The sequence below is a fragment of the Chitinophaga arvensicola genome, from assembly GCF_900110835.1.
Classification (GTDB): Bacteria; Bacteroidota; Bacteroidia; order Chitinophagales; family Chitinophagaceae; genus Chitinophaga; species Chitinophaga arvensicola.
In genome coordinates, this window is sequence record NZ_FOJG01000002.1 from 2,956,216 (window position 1) to 2,981,485 (window position 25,270).

Below are 25,270 nucleotides of genomic sequence, written 5' to 3' on the forward strand. Positions count from 1 at the left end.
TTATGAAAGATAAAGATGCGATTTTTTTGTCTTACTCCGATGATACGGAGTAAGACAAAAAACTGCTGCGCCTATACGGCGATATGATATTTCATTCCTTTTTTAGTGGGGAAACGTAATACGCCATTTTCGTACTGATGCGGAATCACGGCGCCGCTGCGGTCTTTCACCACAGCGCGGGAAGGCAGTAACAACCGGCATTCTGCACCGGTGTTAGACAGCAGTGATACTTCCTGTACCGCTTTATTTTTCCAGCTAAAGTCGACCACAAATCCGTTTACGGCGCATAAACCGCTCACTTTACCGGCAGCAAATTCTTCGTTTTCCGGCAGCGCAGGCAACAGTCGGATGACCTGTCCGCCGCCATGACTTTGCAGCAACATTTCTGCAATACCGGCTACAGCGCCGAGGTTGCCATCGATCTGGAAAGGCGGATGAGCGCAGAACAGGTTCGCATAAGTACCGGCTCCGGAGCGCATACTGATTTCGCTGGTAGCTGCGGCGGGTACCAATAGTTCACGGAACATTTTATAGGCATGGTTACCGTTTCCAAGACGGGCCCAGAAAGCAATTTTCCAGGCGCGGGACCAGCCGGTACCGCCATCTCCCCGGCGTTGCAATGTTTTTTCCGCTGCGACTGCCAGTTCCGGCGTATCCCAGGGGGTGATTTCATCATAAGGATACAAACCATATAACGGCGAAACGTGGCGGTGGTGCGGATCTGCTTCTTTATAATCTTCCAGCCATTCCTGGATACCGCCGGTAGTAGGACTTACCTGGTTGGGTGCGAGTTTACCGAGTACCAGTTGCAGGCTGTCGGCCCAGGCTTTGTCGGTGCCCAGTACGCGGGCCGCTTCCAGGTTAGCTTTCAGCAGATCCCTGCCAATCTGCATATCCATGGTAGGCCCCATACAGGTTTGTCCCTGTTGGCCGTTTGGCAGGATGTACGCATTTTCCGGTGAATTGGAAGGCGCTGTTACCAGCCACTGGTGCGAAGGTTCGGTGATCAGGATTTCCTTGTAGAAAGTAGCGGCGCCTTTGAGTACCGGGTATATTTCTTTCAGGAACTTTTTATCGTTTGTGTACTGGTAATGTTTCCAGAGATGTGTGGCCACCCAGGCTCCACCGGTTAAAGTAGATCCCCAGTCGGCCCCTTCACCCGGCGATGTGAAGCCCCAGGGATTGTTGATCACATGCGCTACCCAGCCATCAGCCTTATAATAGGTACGGGCGGTACGCTGCCCGTATACCGACATCTGTTTGGCCAGTGTGAACAAGGGCTGGTGAAGATCTGACAGGTTAGTCACTTCTGCCGGCCAGTAGTTCATCTGCACATTGATATTGAGGTGATAATCCCCGTTCCAGGGCGTCTGGTATTCTTCGGCCCATAATCCCTGCAGATTAGCCGGCATGCCACCGTTGCGGGAAGAACTGATCAGCAGGTAGCGGCCAAAGTTAAAATACAACGAAGCCAGGGACGCGTCTTTTCCGCCATCCTGTAAACGTTGCAGGCGGTCCATGGTAGACAGCTGCTTTACGTCTTCGTTGCTGTTATCGGTAAATGTTAACCGGCAGCGGTTAAAATAAGCAGTATAATCTTTTACGTGTGCCTGTACCAATGCAGACCAGGAAGTAGCAGCAGCTTTACTGATATCGGCCACTGTTTTGGACAATGGTGCGGGACCGGGTGTTTCCACCGCCGGCCAGTTCATATTGGTACGTGCGGCTACGAGCAACAGGCATTCATCGGCCCCGTTGATGGTGATCTGGTCGTTGTGCTGGGTGCGGGTACCTCCTTTTGATACTACTTTCAGCACAGCCGCATATTTCGTTCCCTCGTCGCCGTTACCACCGTTTAAAATACCGCTCATTTCAACAGCACCATTCACAACGCGAATGGCTGCACGCTCTTTACGATATAACCCGGTGCTGAAAGACAGGCTGCCAGGTTTGCTGGCCACCAGGCGAACTACGGCCACCTGCCCGGGAGCAGATACCAGTACTTCTTCTTTAAAAGCCACCCCGTTCTTTTCCCAGCTCACTGTGCTGATGGCGTTGTCGAGACGTAGTTGCCGCTGGTAATTACGTACAGCCGACACCGTATCTTTCCATTGAATAAAAAGATCTCCCAGTGTTTGGTAACAACCAAATTTTACGTTAGCGCCATCCCCCCTGCCGGAGCCGGGCCCCTGGCAGATGAAATATTGCTGTAACATTTTCTGTGCTTCAATATTTTTCCCGTCCAGCAACAATTGCCGGATCTGCGGGAGATAGCTGGCAGCTTCCTTGCTATCAGCATCCTGTACCCCACCGGACCACATGGAGATTTCATTCAGTACAATCCGTTCCCTGTTGGTGTTTCCAAATACCATAGCGCCCATACGGCCATTCCCCAAAGGAGCGGATGCCGTAAAATGACGGGCCGGTTCGCTGAAACGTACCGTTACATCAGATTGCGCCGATAAGGTAAGGGCGCCGAATAAGAAAGCAGCTTGAAGCGTGGAATATATCTTGCAGTTCATACCTGTCAAGATATATAAAATAATTATGCAGGGGAAAGCGGAGTGGTGAATTGCTAATTACTGATTAAAAAATGTGAAATCAGTACCAGATTGTGGTGGTTTTATCTGTATTTTCGGCATACTTACTTTTACCTCATCTCTCTTTCTATGCGCCCTTTGATGATCGTCCTTTCCACTTGCCTTTTTTTAAGCAATATTGCTTTTTGTCAGCCACCGGCTGTAAAAGCAGTTGTTGATCAGATAAAGGCATCTGCCAAAGCGATTGACCAGGATAAATTGCTACAGAAAAAAGTGTTACCAGCGGCAGCGATCACTGAGCACGTGCCGGATGGAGGCGCAGAGCTGACGGGCTTCTTCAAAGGCCGCCAACTGCAGAAGGTGAGCGTTTGGATAGGTTTATCTTATGGTACGCAACAAACAGATTATTATTTTGAGAATGATGTATTACTTCATGTGCATAAAAGACTGAATGCTTTTCCTTATGATACGGCAAAACAGGCGTTGCTTACCAATACTACTATTCCTGCATTTGATGGCGTCTACTTTTTTACCGGAAAACAATTATGCTATCATGTAGAGCAAGTAATCAAGGGATATGAGCCGATGACCGGCGAACTGAAAGGAGTTGATTCCCTTCTGCCGGATGCGGCACATTACCGGCAATTGCTTACCAGGAAGCTACCCCGCAGCCGATAAGCGCCGGACTCCTTCCATACATGCCCTTGCATTATGATAAGGACATTTCCATAAGCCGGCCTTGTCTTCCGGAATAATGCGGTTATTTTTATAGATCCCCCAATACCATTCACCGTGTACTTTATCTTTTATATGGCGGTCAATAAAGCGCCAGGTATTATACGCATGTTGCAGGTAATCGCTTTCCGGTTGCAACTGCCAGGCGTTGATAAATCCTACGAGCGCTTCTGCCTGTGGCCACCAGTGCTTTTCTTCGATCAGGGTGTTGTTGTATTCATACCATAGTCCACCATCCTTATCTATGCCTTCCTTTAAAGTAACATGGGTAACCAGAAGTGCGAGTGCCTTGTATTGTTCAATGAGCGCGGGGTCTGCGATTATTTCAGCCGCCTCCTGTAACAGCCAGCTGGCTTCAATATCATGTCCGTATGACACCTCATTGCTTTTTATCTCCCATTGTTCATCAAAAAATAAATGCAGATGCCCGCTTTTTAGGTCGATGATCTTATCGTAAAATAATTGCAGCAAACGTTGTATCTGCTGACGCAGTTGTACATCCGGCCAGATCGTATATAGGTTAGCGTAAGCTTCGACTATATGCAGATGTGTGTTCATTGTCTTTTTCTCGTTTGCATCTTTTTCACTAAGGCGCAGGTCCGCTATTTCTTTCCATTCACGGGTAAAAGCCTCAAAGTAACCACCATGCAACGGATCAAAACTGTGTTGTTCTATGCTGTTGTAGAGTGCAACAGACCTGCTTTGTACCACCGGATGGGCGGTAGCTTTGTAGTATTCGCTGTAGGCATATAGTGCAAAGGCAATGGCATACACCTGTTTTTTTGTTTCCGCCGGTTGGCCGGTGTAGTCCACCGTCCAGTATACACCGCCATATACTTCATCTATAAAATGCCGCTCAAAATATTGATACGCACGATCGGCTATAGCGAGGTATTCCTTTTTCCCTGTGCTGTTGAAGGCGGCGGAAAAAGTCCATAAGATGCGCGCATTTAATACCGCTCCTTTAGGGGCCGTAGAAGTAGGTTGATTGTCATTATCCACCTTCCCGTAAAAGCCGCCATTGGTCTCGTCGGGTGTATAGGTCGTCCAGTAATCCAGGATAGCCGCCAGTTCTTTCTCCAGGGATGCTTTCAATTCCGCCTGCATTATTTTCTTCTTTGCGCCAGTTCTGCTGTTATTGTGGTCACACGCGCTTCGGAAAGCGGGTACATGGCAATAAACAGGATGGATAACAACGATCCAACAGCGGGTAAAAAACTAAGCATTAATAAAATGCCATTCTGTGTTGCGTGTGCCTGTACTTCGTTGGCTTTAAAACCAAAGGCGCCCAGCAGCCAGCCGGTGAGGGCGCTGCCGATTGTCCATCCGAATTTCTGCGACATTGATGAGGAAGAGAATATTAACCCGGTAGCGCGGCGCCCATTCTTCCATTCGGAGTAGTCGGCAATATCTGCATACATAGACCACAGCAAAGGGAAAATGATACCGGCGCAGATGCTGATCAGAAACTGGAATACAAAGATCAGTGTCAGCTGGTCCTTACCCAGCCAGTAAAACAAGATACTGAGTACGGAGGCTATCAGCATGGCGCCCAGGTAGGTGTTCTTCTTACCAATGCTATTACCCACGGGCGAAGCCAGGATTACCCCGATAATATTTGCACCCTGCCCCAGCACCAGGTACAGCATAGAATAAGTGATGCTCATGCTGCCCAGTTTAAAGGCCTCCATATTCTGAATATAGTATTTGAAATAATATAAAGTGGCGCCATCCCGGATAGAGTTAAAAATCAATGCTGCTATACCGGCGCCGAGCAAAATCCACCACGGCCGGTTCTGCCAGAGATCCCGTACATCTGTTTTCAGGGAAAGAGGCATTTCCTGAATGGGTTGCACTCTTTCCCTGACCCATGCAAAACAAAGCAGGAAGAGGATTACACAGATCAGCGCAATAACGGCTACGCCAAGCTGCCAGCCACGTTGCAGGTTGGGTGCATCGCCTGTTTTGCTGAAAAATGACACCAGCGGCTCTATCAATGCGAGCGCAATTAAACTGCCGCCAAAAGCAAAAGCCATCCTGAAAGACGCCAGTGTGTTCCGTTCCCTGCCATCGGTGGAAATAACGCCCAGCAAAGAGGCATAGGGCACATTGATCAACGAATAGATCATCATCATGGCCGAATAGGTAACGTATGCGTAGATCAGTTTGCCGGTATCACTGTAACCCGGTGTGGTAAAGGTAAGTACGCCCATCACCCCAAAAGGGAGCGCCATGTATAAAATATAAGGTCTGAATTTCCCCCAGCGGGAGTGCGTTCTGTCGGATAAAACGCCGACTACCGGATCAAAGAAAGTATCCCATATACGGGTAATCAGGAACATGGTACCCACCGCTGCAGCAGCGATGCCCATCACATCTGTATAAAAAAACAACAGGTACATACCGAACAGCTTCCAGAACATGGAGGATGCCATATCTCCAAAGCCGTACCCTACTTTTTCCTTTAGTGAAATCTTGTTGCCCATAGGTGGAATTCATCTTAAAAACCAGGTTGCCCTGCCATTGACAAATCTATCTCTATAAGGTACAATTTTTATAATACTTATTTATCTATTCATTGCATTATTCCTCCGCATCGGTGATCTCGAACCGTGCGGCATAAGCCAGCGGAGTAACCGGCCTGTCGGTCAATGCCCCCCAGGCATAGGTAAAACAGGCGCCAAAATAAAAGATCAGGGAAGAGTAAAACATAAATAACAACACCAGTACGGTAGATGCGGAAGCACCGTAGATACTGTTGATACTGCTGTATGTGAGCATCACTTTCAACACCATTTTTCCGATATTAAACAAGATACTGGTCACCAATGCGCCGGTAATTCCTACTTTCCATTTCGGCCTTCCATCAGGTAAAAAATGGAATACCAGGAAAAACCAGATCGTAACAATGATCACAGAAATCACATAATTCAGGGTGCTGTTATAGTAAATGCCCAATGCCGGCAGATAGAGATCGATGTATTTCCCCAGAAAGATACGCGCTGCTTCTGCCACCAGGTCGATGATAAACAGCACGCCGGCAAAAACGATTACCAGCACTGCTTTCAGCCGGGATACCATGATCTCTCCGAAAGTACTTTTATGCTGTGGTCTTACCTTCCACAATTCATTGAGAGAGCCTTTGATAATTTTAAACAGCGTAGTGGCAACAAACAACAGGAAAATAAATCCGGCGATGGCAATGATCCAGTTCTGTGCAATGCTCCGGAAGGCTTTCAGCGTTTCCAGGATCGCTTCCGTTGTTTCCTGACCAAACAGGCCTTCCAGTTGCACCCGCAGCCGTTGCCCCGGATGCTGGATACGGAAGATGATACGGAGTAATTGGATAATAATGATGAGAATAGCCGGCAGGGCAAAAGTGGTAAAGAACGCTGTGGCCCCTGCCATACGCAACGGATCATTCGCCTGCAGTGCTTTGTAGGCTTCTTTAAACGAAAGCAGAAAAAGCTGCCACCTGGGTAATTGTTTCTCTGTTGTAACGGTCTCCATACCTGCCGATTAGCGCTCAATTTACTGATTAATTTCCGTTGACGGCCAATCAGTTGAAATTGCATTCCGAATCTGTACCTTTACCCCATCATGAATGCCATTGTATACCTGCCAAAAAATGAACTAAGAGAAGCGATTGACTACTTCTGGTACCACGATGCCAATACCGTACAGTTATCTTCTTACAACATCCCGTTCCTGCACCAGGAGCTGATCATTAATTTTGGTGATCACCTGTCTGTACAGGCAAACGCGCAGACTGCCTTTGGTTACAGCCAGCAGGGAGGCGTGTCCGGCTTATTTACCCGACCGGTCATTACCCGCGCCAAAGGACGTTACAAAGCATTGGGGATTATGCTGAAACCTTTTGGTCTTTACCGCCTCTGTGGTTTCTCTGCCGCAAAGCTCCGTGAACATCCCCTTACTTTACCCGATATATGGGGTGCGGCCGCTTTTCCATTGCTGGCAGATTTACAGGCAGCGGAGCACGCAGAAGATAAATTCCGGATCCTGGAAAAATTTCTGTTGCGCATGGCGCAGCCACAAACGGTTCCGGAAGAAATCCTTGCATTACAGGAGTCCGGCAGCTTACAAAAAGGACATGTACGGGCCAATATCTCCGGGAAACATATTTCTTCCAAAAAATATATACAAACGGCCACTAAAGTACTGGGAATGCCACCCAAAAAATATGCACAGCTCTGTCTTGTCAATAAAGCGGTGACACAGATAGCGCATCAAACAGAAACGCCACTGACAGCAGTGGCGTATGAGAATGGTTTTTATGATCAGGCGCATTTTATCCGGGTGTTTAAATCATTTGCCGGAATGACGCCTTCGAAGTATAAAGACGCGGTGCAGCAGGGGCACACTCATGAAACGTTTCCTAATACGATATTTATATAGAGACGATAGTTTGTTCTTCCATCCGGTCAAACCGGTAATCGATCCGTGATTCCATCAGGCGGATGCGCACTTCCATTACCTTCAATAACAGTTGTATCGCGTCCAGCCTACTATCCAACGCATCTAACCTGTTGAAAAGTTGTTCTACAATCATCAACTCCATTTTTACTTCATTTACCAAATGTAGTAACTTTAAAAAAAGTAAAACACTCATCAATCAGATATTTTTTATCACCCTATTATTCTGATACGTCCATTATCAAACTCTGGAAATTTTGTACAATTTTATCTCCTCCTTAACTCCCAACTTTGTATAAAAAACATGAAGAAACTAAAAGTATATATCGCTGTCAGCCTCGACGGATACATTGCTACGCGGGATGGTAAAATCGACTGGCTTACAGGTTTTCCCAATCCGGAAAACACAGATTATGGTTACGCCGACTTCCTGGCTACTATCGATACTACGCTCATGGGGCACCATACCTACAAAGATGTGCTGGTACTCAGCGAAACTTTCCCGTATCCTGATAAAACAAATTATGTTTTTACGAGAGATAGTATCCGGACAGATACCACTTTTGTAAAATTTATCAGCAAAGACATTCTGGAATTTGTGGCGCAACTTAAAAAAGAAAATGGCCGGGATATATGGCTGGTAGGAGGCGGACAACTCAATGGTGCGCTGGCATCGCTGATAGATGAGATGACGATCCATGTAATACCCGTGGTGCTTGGAGACGGGCTACCACTCTTTGGTGGTATTGCGATGGAAAAAACGTTCCGGTTAACCGGCACCAAAACATATCCGAATTCCGTACTGGAACTGCACTACACTGTGTAAAGGGATAAACCCGGCCGGGCAATCCCTGCCCGGCCGGTTTTTTACTTGACCATCTGCGCAAGGCCTCTGCCGAAAGACCAATCCGGTGAATCATTTTCCAGCAGGATGATCACCACATCCTCTGCACTCACTGGCGTAGTGGCTGCTATACGGGAAGCTATCTTCCCATACAATTCCTGTTTCATTTCCACCGTTCGGCCGCCCCGGGCCGTAATACGTATATACAGCAGGTTATCGGTATGCGGTACATCAAAATAACTGTCGGGATAAAGAATATCACCGGGCTTCATGGCATGGATCACCTGGAAATAGTCTTTTACCGGAATATGAAAAACATCTACGAGGCTCTGGTGTATGGCCAGAGAAATATCTTTTTTGTTTTGTGGCGACAGATGTTCGCCGAGATAAATCTGAATAAAAGGCATATACTGTTTATTAATGATGATATTTTTAACAGGTAAACGGCTGTAAAAGTTGCCGACTTATCTTCCTGTATATTTTGAACGCCGGCATCTCTTTGGCAAATTTACCGTGGTTTCATACATTTGCAATATTGAAACATCTAACACCACACTTTAATAAAATTAAACTATGGTAACAGACCTGCTGGAACTGGATCTGCTCCGCACCTTTGTACTGGCCGTAGATCTGGACAGTTTTGCAAGGGCAGCAGAACAGGTATCACGGTCGCAATCGGCCGTGAGCTTACAGATGCAGCGACTGGAAGAAATCAGTGGCCAGCAGCTGTTTGTTAAGCAGGGACGCGGCTGGCAGTTAACCGCTGCCGGTGAAATACTATTGAGTTATGCACGGCAGATACTGGACCTCAACCAGCAGGCTATCCAGGCCCTCACGGCCACGCATATCGCCGGGAAAGTGAAACTGGGCCTGCCGGCCGATTTTGCTGAAAGCGGGCTGCCGGTAGTGCTCGCACAGTTTGCCGCCGTGCATCCGCAAATGGAAGTAGAAGTAACACTAGACCGGCAGACGCTGTTGTTACAACAACTGCAAAGTGGCAAGCTCGATGTCATCCTATCTTTCGGAAAAGAGATACCTGCGGCAGCCATCCCCCTTGGCTACCTGCCTATACGATGGATTGGTAACACCAATAAAAATATAGCGCAGCTGCAACCGCTACCCCTTCTGCTGTTCGAACCACCCTGCGTTTTCCGCAGCATCGGACTGGCGGCCCTTGAAAAGGCGAAACGCACCTGGCGGCCAGCACTCACCAGCGGCAGCGTGGCCGGTATGTGGGCAGCCGCACAGGCCGGACTCGGTATCACCATCCGAACAGAAATAGGCTTGCCTGCCGGATGCGTTGCATTGCCGGCCAGCAGCGGACTTCCGGCATTACCGGATGTTGCCGTTTATATGCTGACGTATAAAAAAACACCTTCTCCCGCTGTAAAAAGACTCATCGACATCCTCTACAACACCATCGAAGCACAAGTGAAAGACATCACGAAAAACAGCCATAAAAAAGCCCCCCGGAGAACCAGGGGGCATGTGTAAGGGTCTGTTCATCAATCTTTACAAATTGATCTCTTGTACCGGCGAGTAGAGCATATCTTCTACACCGGCTATTTTTATAGCAACACGTGCAAATACCGTTTTCTGTAAGGGCACCACATCCGGAATAGTGAGTTGTAAACTGATATTAGCCGGATCGGCAATGTCCGCGGCGCTCACCTCTTTCGATTTAATACTGTTCGCAGGATTTACAAACTGCGTTTTGCAAACATACAGCGCTACCTTCTCTATATCGCGGGCGTTCACATCTTTGATAATTTTCTCCGCCCGGAAGGTGGCTGTCAGCTCCTTACCCGTAGTAGTGAATTTAGGAGAACGGATCATGTAATAGGGCATCACCTCGATGTCCTGTTTTATATTACCGGATACCGTTAACAACATGGTATCTGTATTGGTGGTTTTGTCTGAGAGAGAGCGGAACGGTCCCTGCGAAGCAGGGATGATCACCTTATAATGCCCGTTGAACAATAACGCAGAGAAGGCGCCATCCTGCGATACCGACATGGGAATAGCGGAACTCTTTCCCCAACCCGGCTCCCATAGCTCAAAGTATACGTCGTTAAAACCTACATTAATGGGCTCTCCCTGGTACACCAGCCGACCGCTAAAGGTGCTGGAAGGTGCTTTATAATTATCTTTCTTACACGAAGCGAAAAGCAGGCCTAACGCCACAAACAGGGTATAATAACTACTTGTTTTCATATTACATCTATTTATTGGTTAGGATTCTTTACTATTTTCGGATTATTATTACGGATATCATCCATAATAAATCCATAGTAATTACCAAGACGGAATTCGTGCGGCGCAGTCACCGCACCAGGCAGGATCTGTTTAAATACATACTTGCCGTTATTCGGACTACCCGGATCATAAATTTTATATGGCCACAACCCGAATACCCGTGTACTCACAGCGGTTTCATCTCCGGGGGTCAGCGTCAGATCTGTATTGCGGCCATTCCAGATGATATGCGCCAGGCGCCAGCGTTTCATGTCCCAGAACTCATGTCCTTCAAAGGCCAGTTCGACTTTTCTTTCATGTACAATTCTGCCAAAGGTAATCTGTGCGGCGGTCAGCGGTGTTTTAAACCCGGCTCTTTCGCGCACCTGGTTAATATAATCTGCCGCTACGCCCGCCTGTCCGAGTTCAAACGCTGCTTCCGCTGCATTGAGCAATACTTCTGCATAACGGTAACGGATCCACCATACTTCACTCTGGGTACCTATACGGCCGGAGCCAACGGTGGGATCCATATACTTGCGGACAATGAATCCCGTTTGGGCACTGAATTCCAGGTTATTCACCGGCCCGTCGAAACCCACCACCTGCACGTCGTTTACACCATCCAGTTTGGCTTTGGCGCCGAAGTTGGAACCGGTTACAATACTGCCATCCTTTTTGATATACCCTGCCCAGATATCTACCTTTTTATCTTTAAACTCAGTACCGGGTAATATAACAGTAGCGGCTAAACGTGGATCCCGGTTGGCAAACAGGTCCTGCGGATCATTGTAATAGATATAATCACCACCAGCTGTTTTCACCGGCAACGGCGCAAAGCTGTTGTCCAGCAATTCAAACGACTGCACCAGGTTCAGTGAAGGGTTTAAACGACCGCCCTGCTGCTCTTCTGCGTTAGACCGGGGCTGACTCCATAACGTCCATGGCTGTACGCGACCGCTTTGTAATTTATAATCCTTGGCAAAGATCACTTCCGGGTTGGCCCCCTTGTCGATAAACAGGCTCACGAAATTCTGGGTCACATTATCGGCGTTCTTCTTATAGAGGGAATAACTACCGCTGCCAATCAGTTCCTGCGCTGTTTGCAGGGCAGTTGTGTAATATTTGGCGGCCATGGAAGATGGAATGCCCACTTCCCCACCCGGCAACGATACCTGCGGCGTGGTTACGCCATGTTTGGCGATAGATCCGGCGTACAGGGCTGCCCGTATTTTTGTGGCCTGTGCCAGGCCTGCCGTAACACGCGTTTTACTCACCGGACTGGCAGGTACATACTTCTTAATACTATCCATCTCACTGATCACAAAATCATAGATCTCAGACTCCTTTGCCCTGGCGTGTTGCAGGTAGGCCGGATCGCCCTTGTAATCATACTCCAGCGGTTGCAGGATCAATGGTACCCCGCCTACCCTTTTCACTTCTTCAAAATATACCGAGGCCCGCAGGTAGCGTGCTTCTGCAATGAAGCGGTCCTTCACCTCCTGCTTCAATTTCGTGGAAGTGGCACACTTATCAATGAAGATGTTCAGCTCGCGGATATACGCATAATCCCAATAGGTAATTTCTATGTTTCCCGCTACAATCATCCCGGGAAACACATAATTATACTCCCGGCTGCTATGACGCCAGTACTGACCGTTTTCGGAAGCAAAGGCTTCATCGAAGCGCGCAAATTCCGCCCAGTTATCGATGGTTTGTGTTACCATAGAAGGAATACCATTATTGGGATCTGTCTGCCGGTCGGGATAACGATCGTACAGATCTGCCAGTACAGAAAGGATCAGCCCTTCATCATTCCATAACTGCTCATTCTGAAGTACGTTGGAAGGTGGCACATTTAGAAAGTCCTTATCGTTGCAACCGGTGTTCAGCGCGAAGATGCAAAGACCTATATATAACAAACTTTTTTTCATAACGAATCTTATTTATTACTTAAAAAGTAAAGTTCAACCCAACATTTACCAGCTTGTTCTGCGGGTATTGCAAACCATTTTCATCGATGATTTCCGGCTCTATTCCCAGGTTATGCACATTATCTATCGAGAAGAGATTGTAGGTATTTACATATACCCTTACTTTCTTAAAGTGAATCCTGTCGAGCACCTGCTGCGGAATAGTGTAACCCAGTTCCATTGTTCTTAATCGCAGGTACTTCACATTATGCAGCCAGAAGGTAGAGTTCTTGTTATAGTTGCTATGGCCTCCTTTGTTAAACCGCAGTGGTGGATTCTTTCCGGGAATCCATTTACTGTTCAGGTCAAAAGGATCTTCGCGGTGCCAGCGGTCATCATAAAACTGGCGCAACAGGTTACCACCGTTCTGATAGGGCCATTTCATTTCCCAGTTCTGGCTGTAAGAATACATGGAAGCGCCGGAGAAATCAGCGGTAAAATCAAGTCCTTTCCATCTTACACCGATGTTAAATCCGAAGTTAATGGTAGGGTTGGGCGTGGGACTTCCCGTAGCGAGATAACCGATAGGTCTTTCGTCTAAACCATTGATCACATTATCTCCATTAACATCTTTATAAATAATATCTCCGGGTAATAATGTTTTATTCCCTTGTCCGTCGATGTTCACCGGGTATTTGTTGATTTCATCCTGAGACTGGAACTGACCAATTGCTTCATATCCCCAGAAAATACCATTCCACCTGTCTTCCACCGAACTCCGGTAATGATCCAGGGAATTGCCAAACATCGGTTTATAAGTAGAAATTAACCTGCTCCTGGAATAGGAGAAATTACCGCCAACGGTAAAATCTACTTTATTCACTTTACCATTATAAGCGATAGAAAATTCACCGCCTCTGTGCCCATCGCTGTTCACGTTTTCGTCAGGCAGATTGTAGCCGATTTCACTTGGTACCAGTACATCATATTTGCGGCCTCGTAACCCGGAACGCCGGCGGTTAAAGAAGTCCAGCGCGCCGGATACTTTACCGTTCCACAACTGGTAATCCACGCCTATATCGGCAATTTTACTGGTAAACCAGGACAGCCGGTTATTGGGCACTCCCTTATCGCGGGAACCTTTAATCACGGTACCATCCAGTATTACGGTAGATGTAGCATAGTTATATCCACGCATGTAATCATATGCGCCTATACCGATGTCATCATCACCGAGTTCTCCGTAGGAAGCACGGATTTTTAATTCTGTGAGAATAGAATTATGACCGAGCCAGCTTTTAAAGAAAGGCTCTTCCGTAATTCTCCAGGCGGCAGATACGGAAGGGAAAAAGCCCCATCTTTTATCCGGATCAAATTTCCAGGAACCATCACGGCGACCGGCTATTTCCAGGAAATATTTATCTGCATAGCCATAGTTAAAGCGGCCAATGTAGCCGGCACGGGCTTCCGTCCAGTCGTTGTCGTTATACGTATCCATATCGGAAAACTGGATCAGCGGCAACAGGTTGCTTTTTGGTACGGCATGTACCCACACATCGAGTTCCCGGCGTTTGATCCTTTCTGCTACGAAAGTGGCGCCAATGTTGTGTTTGCCGAAGGTGTTGTTATAGTTAGCCTGTCCCTGCAATACGTTTTCCAGCACTTTATGGGTACCGCGTTCGCGCCAGGGGTTGGAGCTGCCGCCGGTACGTACATACGTATCCGTTGCCTCGTTGTAGGTATAGGTATCGTACGTGTATTCGTGCCCGTTCATCAGCTTGTCTGCGTAGTAATAGGAATACATGCCTTTCAGCGTTAATCCTTTGATGGGTGTTTCCCAGGCGCCGTTGAAATTGGTTTGCAGCACGCGCCAGTCTTCCGTCCAATAACCGGAGATCGCTTTGGATTGTACAGCCCAGTTCTCCGTATTGTGACCAATATCATTTGGATACAACGGGTTATCATTGGCATAAGGACGTTCGGTAGGCCGGTTACGGAACAGGGCAAAGCGTGGCGCCCAGTAATCGTCGCCGCCTGGTACGCCGGGGTTATCCCTTTGTTCAATGCGTCCGTTGATCTGTACGCCTACTTTCACCGTTTTGGCTACTTTGGCGTCTACATTGCTCTGTATGTTGGTCCGGTTAAAATCAAACTCACGGCCTAACACCGACTTCTGATCCAGGCGGGTAAGCGACAGGTAGTAATTGATATTTTCGGAACCACCGGTGGCATTTACGTTGATAGAATGTTGCGGTGCATTCTTTTTGATGATGAAATCATACCAGTCGAAACTCCGGTAGCCTCTTTCTGTGCCGGCTTTCCATTTTTCCAGTTCTTCTTTGGTGATGTCGGTGTGTGGATTTTCATCATTCATTTCCGCATCTGCTTTACCGAGCATCCATTCGTAGGCATTTACTGTTTTGGGAAATCGGGTCCAGTTCTGCCATCCCGTGTAGGCGTCTACGTTAATAGTGCTGGGAGCGCCCATTTTTCCGCGTTTGGTTGTGACCACTACCACGCCATTGGCGGCTCTTACGCCGTAAATAGCAGCGGAGGCATCTTTCAATACGGAAATACTTTCAATATCATTCGGGGAAATGTTATTGAACTGACCTTCATCTTTCTGAATACCATCAATAACATACAGGGCGCGGCCAAAGTTCCTGATCTGGATATTGGCGCCGGCGCCGGGTCTGCCATCGGCCATGCGGAAGGATACGCCGGGAATTTTACCGGCGAGGGTGGCACTCACCGTGGAGGCGTGCACCCGTTCCAGGTCTTTGCTGGTAACACCGGAGATAGCGCCGGTAATGGATTCTTTCTTCTGGGTACCATAGCCTACTACGATCACTTCTCCCAGTCCTTTGCTATCTGTTTCCAGTTTTACATTGATGACTTTTCTTCCTGACACCGGGATCTCCTGTTTCAGAAAACCTACAAAAGAGAATACCAGGACGGCATTATCGTCGGGTACAGATAAGGTGTAGGTACCGGCAGCATTGGTAGCGGCCCCTTTGTTGGTACCTTTTATACTGATGGTAACTCCTACCAGCGCTACCCCCTGATCGTCAGTTACCTTACCCGTAACGACGACTTCTGTGGAGGCAGCATGGGTTAGCTGTGGGGCAAAAAGCAGCAATACCGTGAGTTGCAGGCATAGGCCGGCCGGTATTACTATCCGGATAAAATCGCGGATGCGTAATTGTTTTTTCATAACATGATTTTGTGGGTCTGACTAAAAATCGGTCTTACATAGCTGTTCTTTTGGTTGATGTACTTATGCTATCGTTTATTTTACTACGGGAAATGCTACAATTCTTACTTTGGTGCAACCATAAGGCACCAGGGTGATCGGGGTTTCCTGATCATTAACTTTACCTTTATAAATACCGTTCCGGTCGGTTACCGGCTGCGGTGCTACATCGTCTACTAATTTCCATTCGGGGATCTGCTTACCGGTGGTGGTAATACGGATGGGGGCATGGGCCAGATTCCATACAAACGTATCTGTTACGGGTTTCACCACACTTACCTGCAGGTATTTTGCCGGGTCCCGGATCACTTTTTCAGGCAGGCCGTAATTCCATGCGTCTTTGGGATACACGCTGAAATAATCGCCTTCCACTTCATCGTGGCCTTTTTCCCATTGCTCTTCTAACTTCAGCGCATATACAAGCGGACCTCTTTCCACAGCGCGTGAATTGCGGCCCCAGTTAGAAGTGCGTAATTGCATGGGCAATTGCAGTACCAGTTGATCTTTGTTCTTCCAATTACGTTGTACCGTAATGATCTGCCCACCTTTCGCAGTGCGTAGTTTTTCTCCGTTGATCAGCACCGTGGCTTCTTCGCACCACTCAGGAATACGCAGCTGCAAAGGGAAAGCTACGGCTTGCTGCATACTGAACTGAAAACGCACCTGGTCTTCAAACGGATAACCGGTGGCTTCTTTGATCGTTACCGGTGTGTTGGTGGCGCCCACTTTGGCTGTTACTTCATTCGGGCTATAAGTCAGGGCAGCCAGGCCATTGCCGGCGGCGCCATACCAGAGGTGCGAGGTAAATTTTGTCCAACCCTGATGCATATTAGCGAGGCAACAGGTATAGCCGGCACGCATACCCAGTACGTTATTCATTTCCCGCTCAAAGGGCAGGGAAAAATTGAATACGCCTCTTTTGATATTCACCTGGTTGGCAATCTGGAAATATTGTTTGTTGTTATAATCGTCTGTCGTCTGTGTTGGCAGTGCGTTAAAGGTCATACGTTCCAGTGCTTCCATGTATCGCGGATCACCGGTGATGGCGATGATCTCTTCCAGTGAAAACATGGCTTCCACTACGGCACATAATTCAGTGCCTTGCGTAGGTGCATTACCGTGAAGATCTTCGTCGGCAGAAAAAATGCCCATGGGCAAACCATGCAGGTGCATCAGATCGGCGAAGCCGGTGTGTAAATCCTCCAGGTATTTTTTATTGCCGGTGAACTGATAGTTAATCACGGGATCTTTCAGTCCCATGGCTACGTTTACACCATGACGGCGCATCCAGTGCTGATCATTCTGCTGTGCGGCAGCGTCAATCACCCAGCTTCGGTTGCCCAACCAGTCGCTCCAGGTAAAGGCCTGTGATTGAATCAGGGCAGGTAATTCCAGCAGTTGCTTATCTTTCGTAATACTATACAGCCATTGTGCCACCATCACATTATCTGCTCCACGGGAGGTGGCCCACTCGGTCCATTTACCCAGCGGACAGGTTTTTAATGCCTGTAGCTGATAGTGAAAATACCGCGTCATAAAAGGTAAAACACGGGAATCATTTGTGGCCGTATAATATTGCTGCAGTACTTTCAGCATCACCATTTTTGGCCACCAGTCTTCTCCATCGGCGACATTATTCAGTCCTACCGGCGTATTCTTTTCCCTTTCAGTTTTTGAGACAGGCCCAAAATAACCGGAGGGTCGCTGGTGGTCCAGGGTCCAGTTGATGTAGCGGAGTACTTTATCTTTTAATATTTTATCATCGAGCAGGTAAGCCAGGGGTACCGCGCCATCCAGCCAGTAGGGGGTTTCTTCTCCGCCATCGCCTTTGCCGCCTAACCAGCCATTGTCGTTCTTTACCCTGTCATATACTTCATCGAGATGACCGGTGGTACCATCGCGCATGATCTGCAACTGGTGCAGCAGCCAGCCTTGTGGCTTTACTGCGCCCAACGGCAATGCGCGATACACCGGTGCTACAAAAGTATTGGTATCTGCCTGGTTGCCTGGCGGATGCGGGTGTGCATCCGCCGGCATAAGACCAGCAAAAAAAGAAGAAAGTAATAATAAGCCAAACGACTTCCGTCTTTTCATCCTTATGGTTTTAGATTGACCAGTGCAGGGTTATATAATTTCTGATGGATCTCTTTCAGTTTTTCCAGCGGCATCTTCTGCACTTTTCTGTCGTACGTCATCAGGCCATTGGTTTCCACTTCCACATCCGTGGTTTGTGTGTATACAGCAGCGGATAATCCTTGTTTGATCAGGGTTTCCAGTCTGTCGGTGAAACCGCTGTAACGTTTGAAAAGATCTTCTGCATTCTTGAAACTCTGGTAGCCCCAGTTATCTTTCTGTTGCCATATGTGGCCATCTACCGGCAATCCGAGTCCGCCGAATTCACCTAATACAATAGCGCGCTTATCGCCATACACTGCCGGATCCGGCATAGCTGGTTCAGGATAGTTATGCAGATCGATGATATGCCCCACCGCTACAAAGTTGCCACCACTGGCCGTGTTCACGAGGCGGGAAGGATCTTTCTCCCGGGTGAATACCGCAATTTCCACGGTTTTGAATTGTCCCCATGCTTCATTGAAGGGCGTCCATACTACGATAGAAGGAAAGTTGTATAACTGATCAATAATAGCGCTCCACTCTTTACGGTAGTAGGCTTCTGATTCAGGAGAACGGTTTTGATCTGTACCACGGTCAATTACACCAGGACGTGGTTCCCAGCCGTTGCCCAGGTCGCCGCTCGGCATATCCTGCCATACCAGCATACCCATCTGATCGCAATAGTAATACCAACGGGCAGGTTCTACTTTGATGTGTTTGCGTATCATGTTAAAGCCCATTGCCTTTGTTTGTGCAATATCAAATTTCAGGGCTTCATCTGTTGGAGCGGTATATAGTCCGTCAGGCCACCAGCCCTGATCGAGCGGGCCATACTGGAACACAAATTTATTGTTCAGCAACATACGCACGATACCATTGGCATCTCTGCCGATGGATGATTTACGCATAGCGAAATAGCTCTTTACTTCGTCGATCACTTTTCCTTTTCGTGTAACCGTTACTGTAAGATTATAGAGGAAAGGATTTTCGGGCGACCATAATTTAGGTGAAGCTATTTTCAGTCGGGCGTTTTCCCCGCTGACAGTACCTTCTGCTACTTTGATGGCGCCATCGAAAGCGGTTACTTTTACTTCATCACCGGGCTTCGCATTCTCTACCTTAGCAGCCACCGTTAATGTTTGCTGATCGATATCCGGTGTTTGTTTGGTAGATGCGATATAAGTATCTGCTACTGCTTCTATCCATACTGTTTGCCAGATGCCTGTTACGGGGGTATACCAGATACCTTCCGGTTTCTTTACCTGCTTGCCTCTTGGCTGCGGACCTTCATCGGTGGGGTCCCATACTTTTACCACAATGTCCTGTTTGCCTTTTTTCAGCAGGGAAGTGATATCAAGACTAAATGGATCAAAGCCACCTTCATGACTACCGGCTTCTTTGCCATTCACGTATACAGTAGTACGCCAGTCGGACGCTCCAAAATGTAACAGGATCTTTTTACCCTGCATGCCGGAAGGCAGCGTCAGGGAAGTGTTGTACCAGAGTACATTGTCTTTGCCCACATTACGGCCAACGCCGGAGAGCGCAGATTCTACGGCAAAGGGTACCAGTATTTTGCCGTCCCAGCTGGCAGGCTGACTTTCCTCTTTTCCTTTGATCGCATAGTTCCACAAACCATTCAGGTTTTTCCAGTTGTCACGCACCATCTGCGGGCGCGGATATTCCGGCAATACGGCGGTAGGGGATACTTTCTCACTCCAGGAAGTGGTAATCTTTCCCGGTACTACTTTCCAGTCTTGCTGCTGCTGTGCCAATGCTGTACTGGCGCTAAATCCAACAGCCAGCGCCAAAATCAGGTACTTCTTTTTCATATATATACTTAAAGTGATTTTATTCTCCTGAAGGACGGGCAACCGGTATATTTATTTTTACCGGTTCTCCGAAGAATGGTGTACCATCTGCACTCCATGCTACCTTTTGCATCCTTGGATTGCGCAGGTTGCCGCAGCCTTGTCCGGCTTTGGAGTTGGCGTGATAGATGATCCAGTCTTCCTTTCCATCCGGTGATTTAAAAAAGCCGTTATGTCCCGGTGCAAAAGCGCCATTCTCCGGCCTGCTCTGCAACACGGGCTCCGGTGATTTCGTCCAGCTTGCCGCTAACAACGGATCTGCGCCGGGATGCAGTGTCATCATACCAAGGGTATAATTTTCTGTCCAGCAACCGCAGGCGGAGAAGATAAGAAATATTGCTCCTTTTGCATTCCGTAAAATTTCTGGTCCTTCATTTACCCCATTCTGCTCCCATGGATAGGTGGGCGCTGCGATTTCCACTTTTTCGGTAGCCAGCGTCCACGGATTTTTCATAAGGGAAATATATAGCCGTTGTATAGCGTCTTTGCCGTTATGTCCGCTCCAGATGAAATATTGCTTGCCCTTATGGGAAAACACGGTACCATCAATGGCAAAATGTGAAGGATGTACGGGATCGGTGATTTGTCCCTTATCTGTCCAGGTGCCGGTGGTAGGATCAGCAGCGGTATTTTCCAGTACAAAAGAATGCTGCGGATGAATGCTGTCTGATGAGCCGGCGGTATAATACACATACCATTTGCCCTGGATACGGTGCAGTTCAGGCGCCCATATATCCCTGGCATTCGGTCCTTTTGCAGGCGGTGTCCAGATAACGGTTTGTTGTGATGCCCCCAGGTCTGACATGCTCTTTGTTTTGCGCATTACCAGGTTATGGCCCGTGGTATGCATGTAATAGTACATACCCTTATATTGTATCACCCAGGGATCAGGTCCTGTGCTCAGCAACGGATTGGTAAACGTACCGGTTGTATCTGCCGACGCGTAACAGGCCCCTTTGATGAACAGTAAGAATAATAGGGAAAGTAGTTGGCTACTTTTCATAACATGGGTTTAAAATTGGCTTATTTAAGTGTACATTTCACGCTTAAAATGCTTTTCCAAAGAAAGGCTATACTTGCAATAGTTGTTTGTCCATTTATCTCAATTTTTCTCGATTTTGTATCATTTTGCCTTTTAGTGGGCCAGTACTGACTTTTAGCAGAAAAACGATTAGTTTTAAGGTTTCCACAGAAATGAATATATGCCAAAAGCGCGACACTATATATTGTTGGTATTGCTGCAGTTGAGTCAGTTGGTATATGGCCAGTCGCCCGGTTTTGTACACTACCAGGTAGAAGACGGGTTATCCCATAATGCCGTGCTGTGTACGCTACAGGATCAGCAGGGCTTCCTGTGGTTTGGCACCATGTACGGACTAAACCGGTTCGATGGCTATACCTTCCGGGTATTCCGCCGCACAGAGCAGCCGGGGAGCCTGGGAGGCAATGCCATCGTCTGTTTATTCCAGGACGACAATGGCTTGTTGTATGTAGGTACAGACAGAGGGGTGTATGTATATAATCCGCGCAATGAACAGTTTCATGAACTAAACAAAAAGCTGGATGGGGAAATCCGCTCAATTGCGAAAGACCGTCAGGAAAATATCTGGATGATCTCCGGCGGAAGGATATTCCGTTACCAGGCTGCCACTGATAGTTTACAGGAGGTACCGGGCTTTCCCGACCCCACGTACAACGGGGTGGACAATGACGGGAACGTGTGGTTCTCATCTGCCGGAGGCAACATGGGCGTTTATCAGCCACAGAAAAACAACTTTGCCAGCTATTCTCTTTTTTCGCATTCTCCAACACCCAATTCCAGGGGCATACAGAAAATTGTGCCTATGGGAAAGGATAGTATCTGGGTGTGTACCACCGGTCAGGGGTTGAAATTATTTAATACCCGTACCCGTGATTATGAAGATGTATTTAGCAAAGATGCAGCAGGGATAGAACTGTATACCCGTGACATCATTCAACGGAATAATGACGAGTACTGGATAGCCTCGGAGTCAGGTATCTATATTTATCAGCGGAAAGATGGCAAATACATCAACCTGAAAAAAAATTATGATGATCCTTACTCTGTTTCAGACAATGCCGTTTATAATTTTTTTAAAGATAAGGAAGGCGGCATCTGGGTGGGCACTTACTTTGGAGGCATCAATTACTTCCCGCAACCGTATACCTATTTTGAAAAAATGTTCCCGAAAACAGGGGCTCCTTCGCTGAGTGGGAATGCGGTGCGAGAAATTCATGCCGACAAATACGGGCATCTCTGGATAGGTACGGAAGATGGCGGACTGAATAAATTCACACCGGCAACGGGCAGCTTTACCAACATCAAACCTTTGCCGGCGCCGGCAGTTGGCTTATCCCATACTAACCTGCATGGCCTGCTGGTAACAGGTGATTCGCTGTGGATAGGTACTTTCGAACATGGCCTGGATGTGATGGATATCCGCACCGGAAAATTTGTCCGGCATTATGCCGCAGGCAACGGACCACATGAACTGCGCAGCGGCTTTATCTACTCCCTGTTACAAACCCGGAATGGCGATATCATCGTGTCTACCACCAGGGGCGTATTTAAGTATAACCGTTCCCGTGATGATTTTGATCCGGTCACCGAAGTGCCCTATTATATTTTTTATACCGCTGCTTTTGAAGACCGTGATGGTACTATCTGGATGGGAACTATCCGGGATGGACTTTACTACTACAACCCGCATACCGGTAAAAAAGGCGTATATCTCCATGATGCTGCGAAGCCGGGGAGTATCAGTAACAACCGCGTAAACAGTATTTTTGAAGACAGCCGGCACCGGCTGTGGCTCGCAACAGACGATGGCCTTTGCCTCTTTAATCCGAAGCAGCAAAACTTTACTACATATTCCCTGCGGCATGGCTTCCAGAGCAATATGATGTTCAGTATACTGGAAGACCGCACCGACCGCCTTTGGGTAACCACCTCCAAAGGACTGGCCTGTTTTACTCCGGCCACGGAGAACGCGGTCGTATATACGAAAGCAAGCGGATTACTCAATGATCAGTTCAACTATAACTCCGCTTACAAAGATAGCAGCGGCAATATGTATTTCGGCAGCGTAAAAGGAATGATCCGGTTTAACCCCGGAAAGTTTATACGTAACAGTTATCTGCCACCGGTATACATCACGGGCTTCCAGGTGTATAACCGCGAAGCCATGGTAGGAGATATCCTGAAAAAATCCATTTCACAGACAGATACTATTGTATTGTCGCATGACCAGTCGTCGTTCAGTATTGACTTTGCCGCGCTGAGTTATACATCCCCCGAGATGACGGCTTATGCCTATAAAATGGAGGGGCTGGATCGTGACTGGACCTACCTGGAAACCAACCGCAAAGCCTTCTTCACGAAATTATCTCCGGGCACCTACCACTTTATGGTAAAATCGGCCAGCAGCGGCGGCAACTGGAGCCTTACGCCAAAAGTGCTGACCATTATTATTCTGCCGCCTTTCTGGGCAAGCTACTGGGCATATGCCGCCTATGCACTATTGCTTTGCAGTATTGCGTATATCGTTATCCGTTATTACCATCAGCGCGCGCTGTTGAAACAGAAGCGGCAACTGCAATTGCTGGAACACGAAAAAGAAAAAGAAATTTACCAGGCTAAAATTGAATTCTTCACCCATCTGGCACATGAGATCCGTACGCCGCTGACGCTGATCAAAGGCCCGATGGAAAAGGTAATCCGTAAATCGGATGAAGTGCCGCAGATCCAGAAAAACCTGCGTATCATGGAACGTAATACAGACCGGCTATTGGAACTGACGAACCAGTTGCTCGATTTCCGCAAAACAGAAATACATGGTTTCAGTCTGAATTTTGTACGCACCGATATCTCCGAATTGCTGAAAGAAAATCACCTGCGCTTTACACCGGCAGCGGAGCAGCAGAACATCCGTTTCAAAATTGAACTATCGGTCCTGCATTTCTTTGCTTATGTAGATGGGGAAGCCCTGCACAAAATACTGGGCAACCTGCTCAACAACGCCATCCGCTATGCCGCCACCAGAGCTTCGGTACACCTGTTGCCCGTAACAGAAAACGATACTACCTTTACCATCCTGGTAAAAAATGATGGCTATATTATTCCAGCGGAGATGAAAGAAAAAGTATTCGAACCCTTTTTCCGGGCAAAGGCCACGGCGGAGAAATCCGGCACCGGTATTGGCTTATCGCTGTCGAGATCATTAACGTTGCTGCATAAGGGCCGGCTGGAACTATTGCCCACCGATGGAACATTCAATATATTTTCACTTACTTTACCTGTTCACCAGGAAATAGAATTTAATCTGAGCAAATGGAAAACAAACCGCTGATACTACTGGTAGACGACAATGAAGAAATTCTTTCCTTTATTGCCGACGACCTGGAAGATAAATACAAGATCCTCACTGCGCGCGATGGACAGGCTGCCCTGCAACTGCTGCAGGAGCATCCGGTGCAGCTGGTGATCAGCGATGTGATGATGCCGGTAATGGATGGCTTCGAGCTATGCCGCGTCATTAAATCTGATTTTGTTTCCAGTCATATTCCCGTGATCCTGCTGACCGCCCGGAATACCCTGCAATCAAAAATTGAAGGGCTGGAGTTAGGCGCGGATGCCTATATCGAGAAACCGTTTTCGCCGGAATACCTGCAGGTGCAGGTAGCCAACCTGCTGAGCAACCGGCATAAAATAAAATCCTATTACGCCAGTACCCCGTTGGTACATCTGCGCAGTATGGCCTATACCAGTGCAGACGAACAGTTTCTTGAAAAACTAAATGAGCTGATTAACCAGCATCTTCATAACATGGACCTCGATGTGGAACAGCTGGCTGATTTTATGAATATGAGCCGTCCTACCTTTTACCGGAAAATAAAAGCGATCTCTGATCTTACCCCACATGAGCTGATCAATATAGCACGATTAAAAAAAGCGGCTTCCCTGCTATCGACCGGTGCTTATAAAATCAATGAAGTGGCGGAGCTGTGTGGATTTGCCTCCCTGACAAATTTTGGAAAAAATTTCCAGAAGCAGTTTGGGATCTTGCCATCAAGATATGTGGCGCAGATCCAGGCAGAAAAAGACCGGTAATAACTGCCTCTTCCGGTCTTCTCCCCTCCTGTTGCCCCTTTACCCGCCTCCTTCTTCAAAGTTTATCTTGCTTCCACGCCGGAAAAATGATATATTAGCGATAATTCAAAGATCCGGAAACTGGCATCTGACACATATGTGCGTTGATTTCTCAACGCCATAACGGTACATCACACGAAACATTAAATCGATTATTACT

18 protein-coding genes are annotated in these 25,270 nt (G+C 47.7%); 6 read left to right on the top strand and 12 right to left on the bottom strand.

Annotation, left to right across the window (positions count from 1 at the left end):
- Nucleotides 1–71 precede the first annotated feature (71 nt).
- Nucleotides 72–2,522 carry a glycoside hydrolase family 95 protein gene (locus BMW79_RS28960; protein ID WP_089901622.1) on the bottom strand — a complete coding sequence of 817 codons (2,451 nt, stop codon included), beginning with the start codon at nt 2,520–2,522 and terminating at the stop codon, nt 72–74.
- Between the two features lie 147 nt (nt 2,523–2,669).
- Between BMW79_RS28960 and BMW79_RS28965 the strand changes: the two genes are divergently transcribed.
- The gene (locus BMW79_RS28965) at nt 2,670–3,218 is read left to right on the top strand and encodes a hypothetical protein (RefSeq protein WP_143059296.1); all 549 of its coding nucleotides are present in this window, start codon (nt 2,670–2,672) and stop codon (nt 3,216–3,218) included.
- On the opposite strand, the gene BMW79_RS28970 is transcribed toward BMW79_RS28965, so the two are convergent.
- The 3 genes from BMW79_RS28970 to BMW79_RS28980 form a co-directional block, all read right to left on the bottom strand.
- Complete coding sequence (locus BMW79_RS28970) at nt 3,201–4,382, bottom strand: AGE family epimerase/isomerase (protein ID WP_089901627.1); 1,182 nt, start codon at nt 4,380–4,382, stop codon at nt 3,201–3,203. The two genes, BMW79_RS28965 and BMW79_RS28970, sit on opposite strands and share 18 nt — an antisense overlap.
- Nucleotides 4,382–5,761, bottom strand: coding sequence for an MFS transporter (locus BMW79_RS28975; RefSeq protein ID WP_089901629.1), 1,380 nt, complete (start codon nt 5,759–5,761; stop codon nt 4,382–4,384). Before BMW79_RS28975 ends, BMW79_RS28970 begins: the two co-directional genes overlap by 1 nt.
- 97 nt (nt 5,762–5,858) lie before the next feature.
- Nucleotides 5,859–6,785: a YihY/virulence factor BrkB family protein gene (locus BMW79_RS28980; RefSeq protein ID WP_089901630.1), complete on the bottom strand. Its 927-nt coding sequence runs from the start codon at nt 6,783–6,785 to the stop codon at nt 5,859–5,861.
- Between the two features lie 90 nt (nt 6,786–6,875).
- Here BMW79_RS28980 and BMW79_RS28985 point away from each other — a divergent pair, with 90 nt between their 5' ends.
- Nucleotides 6,876–7,691, top strand: coding sequence for an AraC family transcriptional regulator (locus BMW79_RS28985; protein ID WP_089901632.1), 816 nt, complete (start codon nt 6,876–6,878; stop codon nt 7,689–7,691).
- Here BMW79_RS28985 and BMW79_RS28990 read toward each other — a convergent pair.
- Nucleotides 7,684–7,905, bottom strand: a complete 222-nt coding sequence (locus BMW79_RS28990) for a hypothetical protein (protein WP_089901634.1) — start codon at nt 7,903–7,905, stop codon at nt 7,684–7,686. The genes BMW79_RS28985 and BMW79_RS28990 overlap by 8 nt on opposite strands.
- A 108-nt stretch (nt 7,906–8,013) precedes the next feature.
- Here BMW79_RS28990 and BMW79_RS28995 point away from each other — a divergent pair, with 108 nt between their 5' ends.
- Nucleotides 8,014–8,535, top strand: coding sequence for a dihydrofolate reductase family protein (locus BMW79_RS28995; protein WP_089901637.1), 522 nt, complete (start codon nt 8,014–8,016; stop codon nt 8,533–8,535).
- Between the two features lie 41 nt (nt 8,536–8,576).
- Here BMW79_RS28995 and BMW79_RS29000 read toward each other — a convergent pair whose 3' ends face one another.
- Entirely contained in the window at nt 8,577–8,960 is a 384-nt protein-coding gene (locus tag BMW79_RS29000; RefSeq protein WP_089901640.1) for a tautomerase family protein, read from the bottom strand.
- 166 nt (nt 8,961–9,126) lie between these two features.
- On the opposite strand from BMW79_RS29000, the gene BMW79_RS29005 reads away from it, so the two are divergent.
- Nucleotides 9,127–10,047, top strand: coding sequence for a LysR substrate-binding domain-containing protein (locus BMW79_RS29005; RefSeq protein ID WP_089901643.1), 921 nt, complete (start codon nt 9,127–9,129; stop codon nt 10,045–10,047).
- Between the two features lie 18 nt (nt 10,048–10,065).
- On the opposite strand, the gene BMW79_RS29010 is transcribed toward BMW79_RS29005, so the two are convergent.
- From BMW79_RS29010 to BMW79_RS29035, 6 genes are all read right to left on the bottom strand, one after another.
- A complete protein-coding gene (locus BMW79_RS29010; protein ID WP_089901645.1) occupies nt 10,066–10,767 on the bottom strand; it encodes a DUF3823 domain-containing protein in 702 nt (233 codons plus the stop codon).
- A gap of 11 nt (nt 10,768–10,778) precedes the next feature.
- A complete protein-coding gene (locus tag BMW79_RS29015; RefSeq protein WP_089901648.1) occupies nt 10,779–12,722 on the bottom strand; it encodes a RagB/SusD family nutrient uptake outer membrane protein in 1,944 nt (647 codons plus the stop codon).
- A gap of 19 nt (nt 12,723–12,741) precedes the next feature.
- Entirely contained in the window at nt 12,742–15,915 is a 3,174-nt protein-coding gene (locus BMW79_RS29020; RefSeq protein ID WP_089901651.1) for a SusC/RagA family TonB-linked outer membrane protein, read from the bottom strand.
- Nucleotides 15,916–15,990: 75 nt separating this feature from the next.
- On the bottom strand, nt 15,991–18,048 hold the full coding sequence (locus tag BMW79_RS29025; protein WP_245752709.1) for a beta-L-arabinofuranosidase domain-containing protein: 2,058 nt from the start codon (nt 18,046–18,048) through the stop codon (nt 15,991–15,993).
- 2 nt (nt 18,049–18,050) lie between these two features.
- Entirely contained in the window at nt 18,051–19,901 is a 1,851-nt protein-coding gene (locus BMW79_RS29030; protein WP_089901653.1) for a glycoside hydrolase family 2 protein, read from the bottom strand.
- A 19-nt stretch (nt 19,902–19,920) separates the two neighbouring features.
- Nucleotides 19,921–20,943, bottom strand: coding sequence for a glycoside hydrolase family 43 protein (locus BMW79_RS29035; protein ID WP_089901656.1), 1,023 nt, complete (start codon nt 20,941–20,943; stop codon nt 19,921–19,923).
- A gap of 199 nt (nt 20,944–21,142) precedes the next feature.
- Here BMW79_RS29035 and BMW79_RS29040 point away from each other — a divergent pair, with 199 nt between their 5' ends.
- Nucleotides 21,143–24,310 (top strand): sensor histidine kinase, encoded by a 3,168-nt coding sequence (locus tag BMW79_RS29040; protein WP_089901659.1) that lies wholly within the window; start codon nt 21,143–21,145, stop codon nt 24,308–24,310.
- A complete protein-coding gene (locus tag BMW79_RS29045) occupies nt 24,292–25,071 on the top strand; it encodes a response regulator transcription factor (protein WP_089901662.1) in 780 nt (259 codons plus the stop codon). Before BMW79_RS29040 ends, BMW79_RS29045 begins: the two co-directional genes overlap by 19 nt.
- Nucleotides 25,072–25,270: the final 199 nt, after the last annotated feature.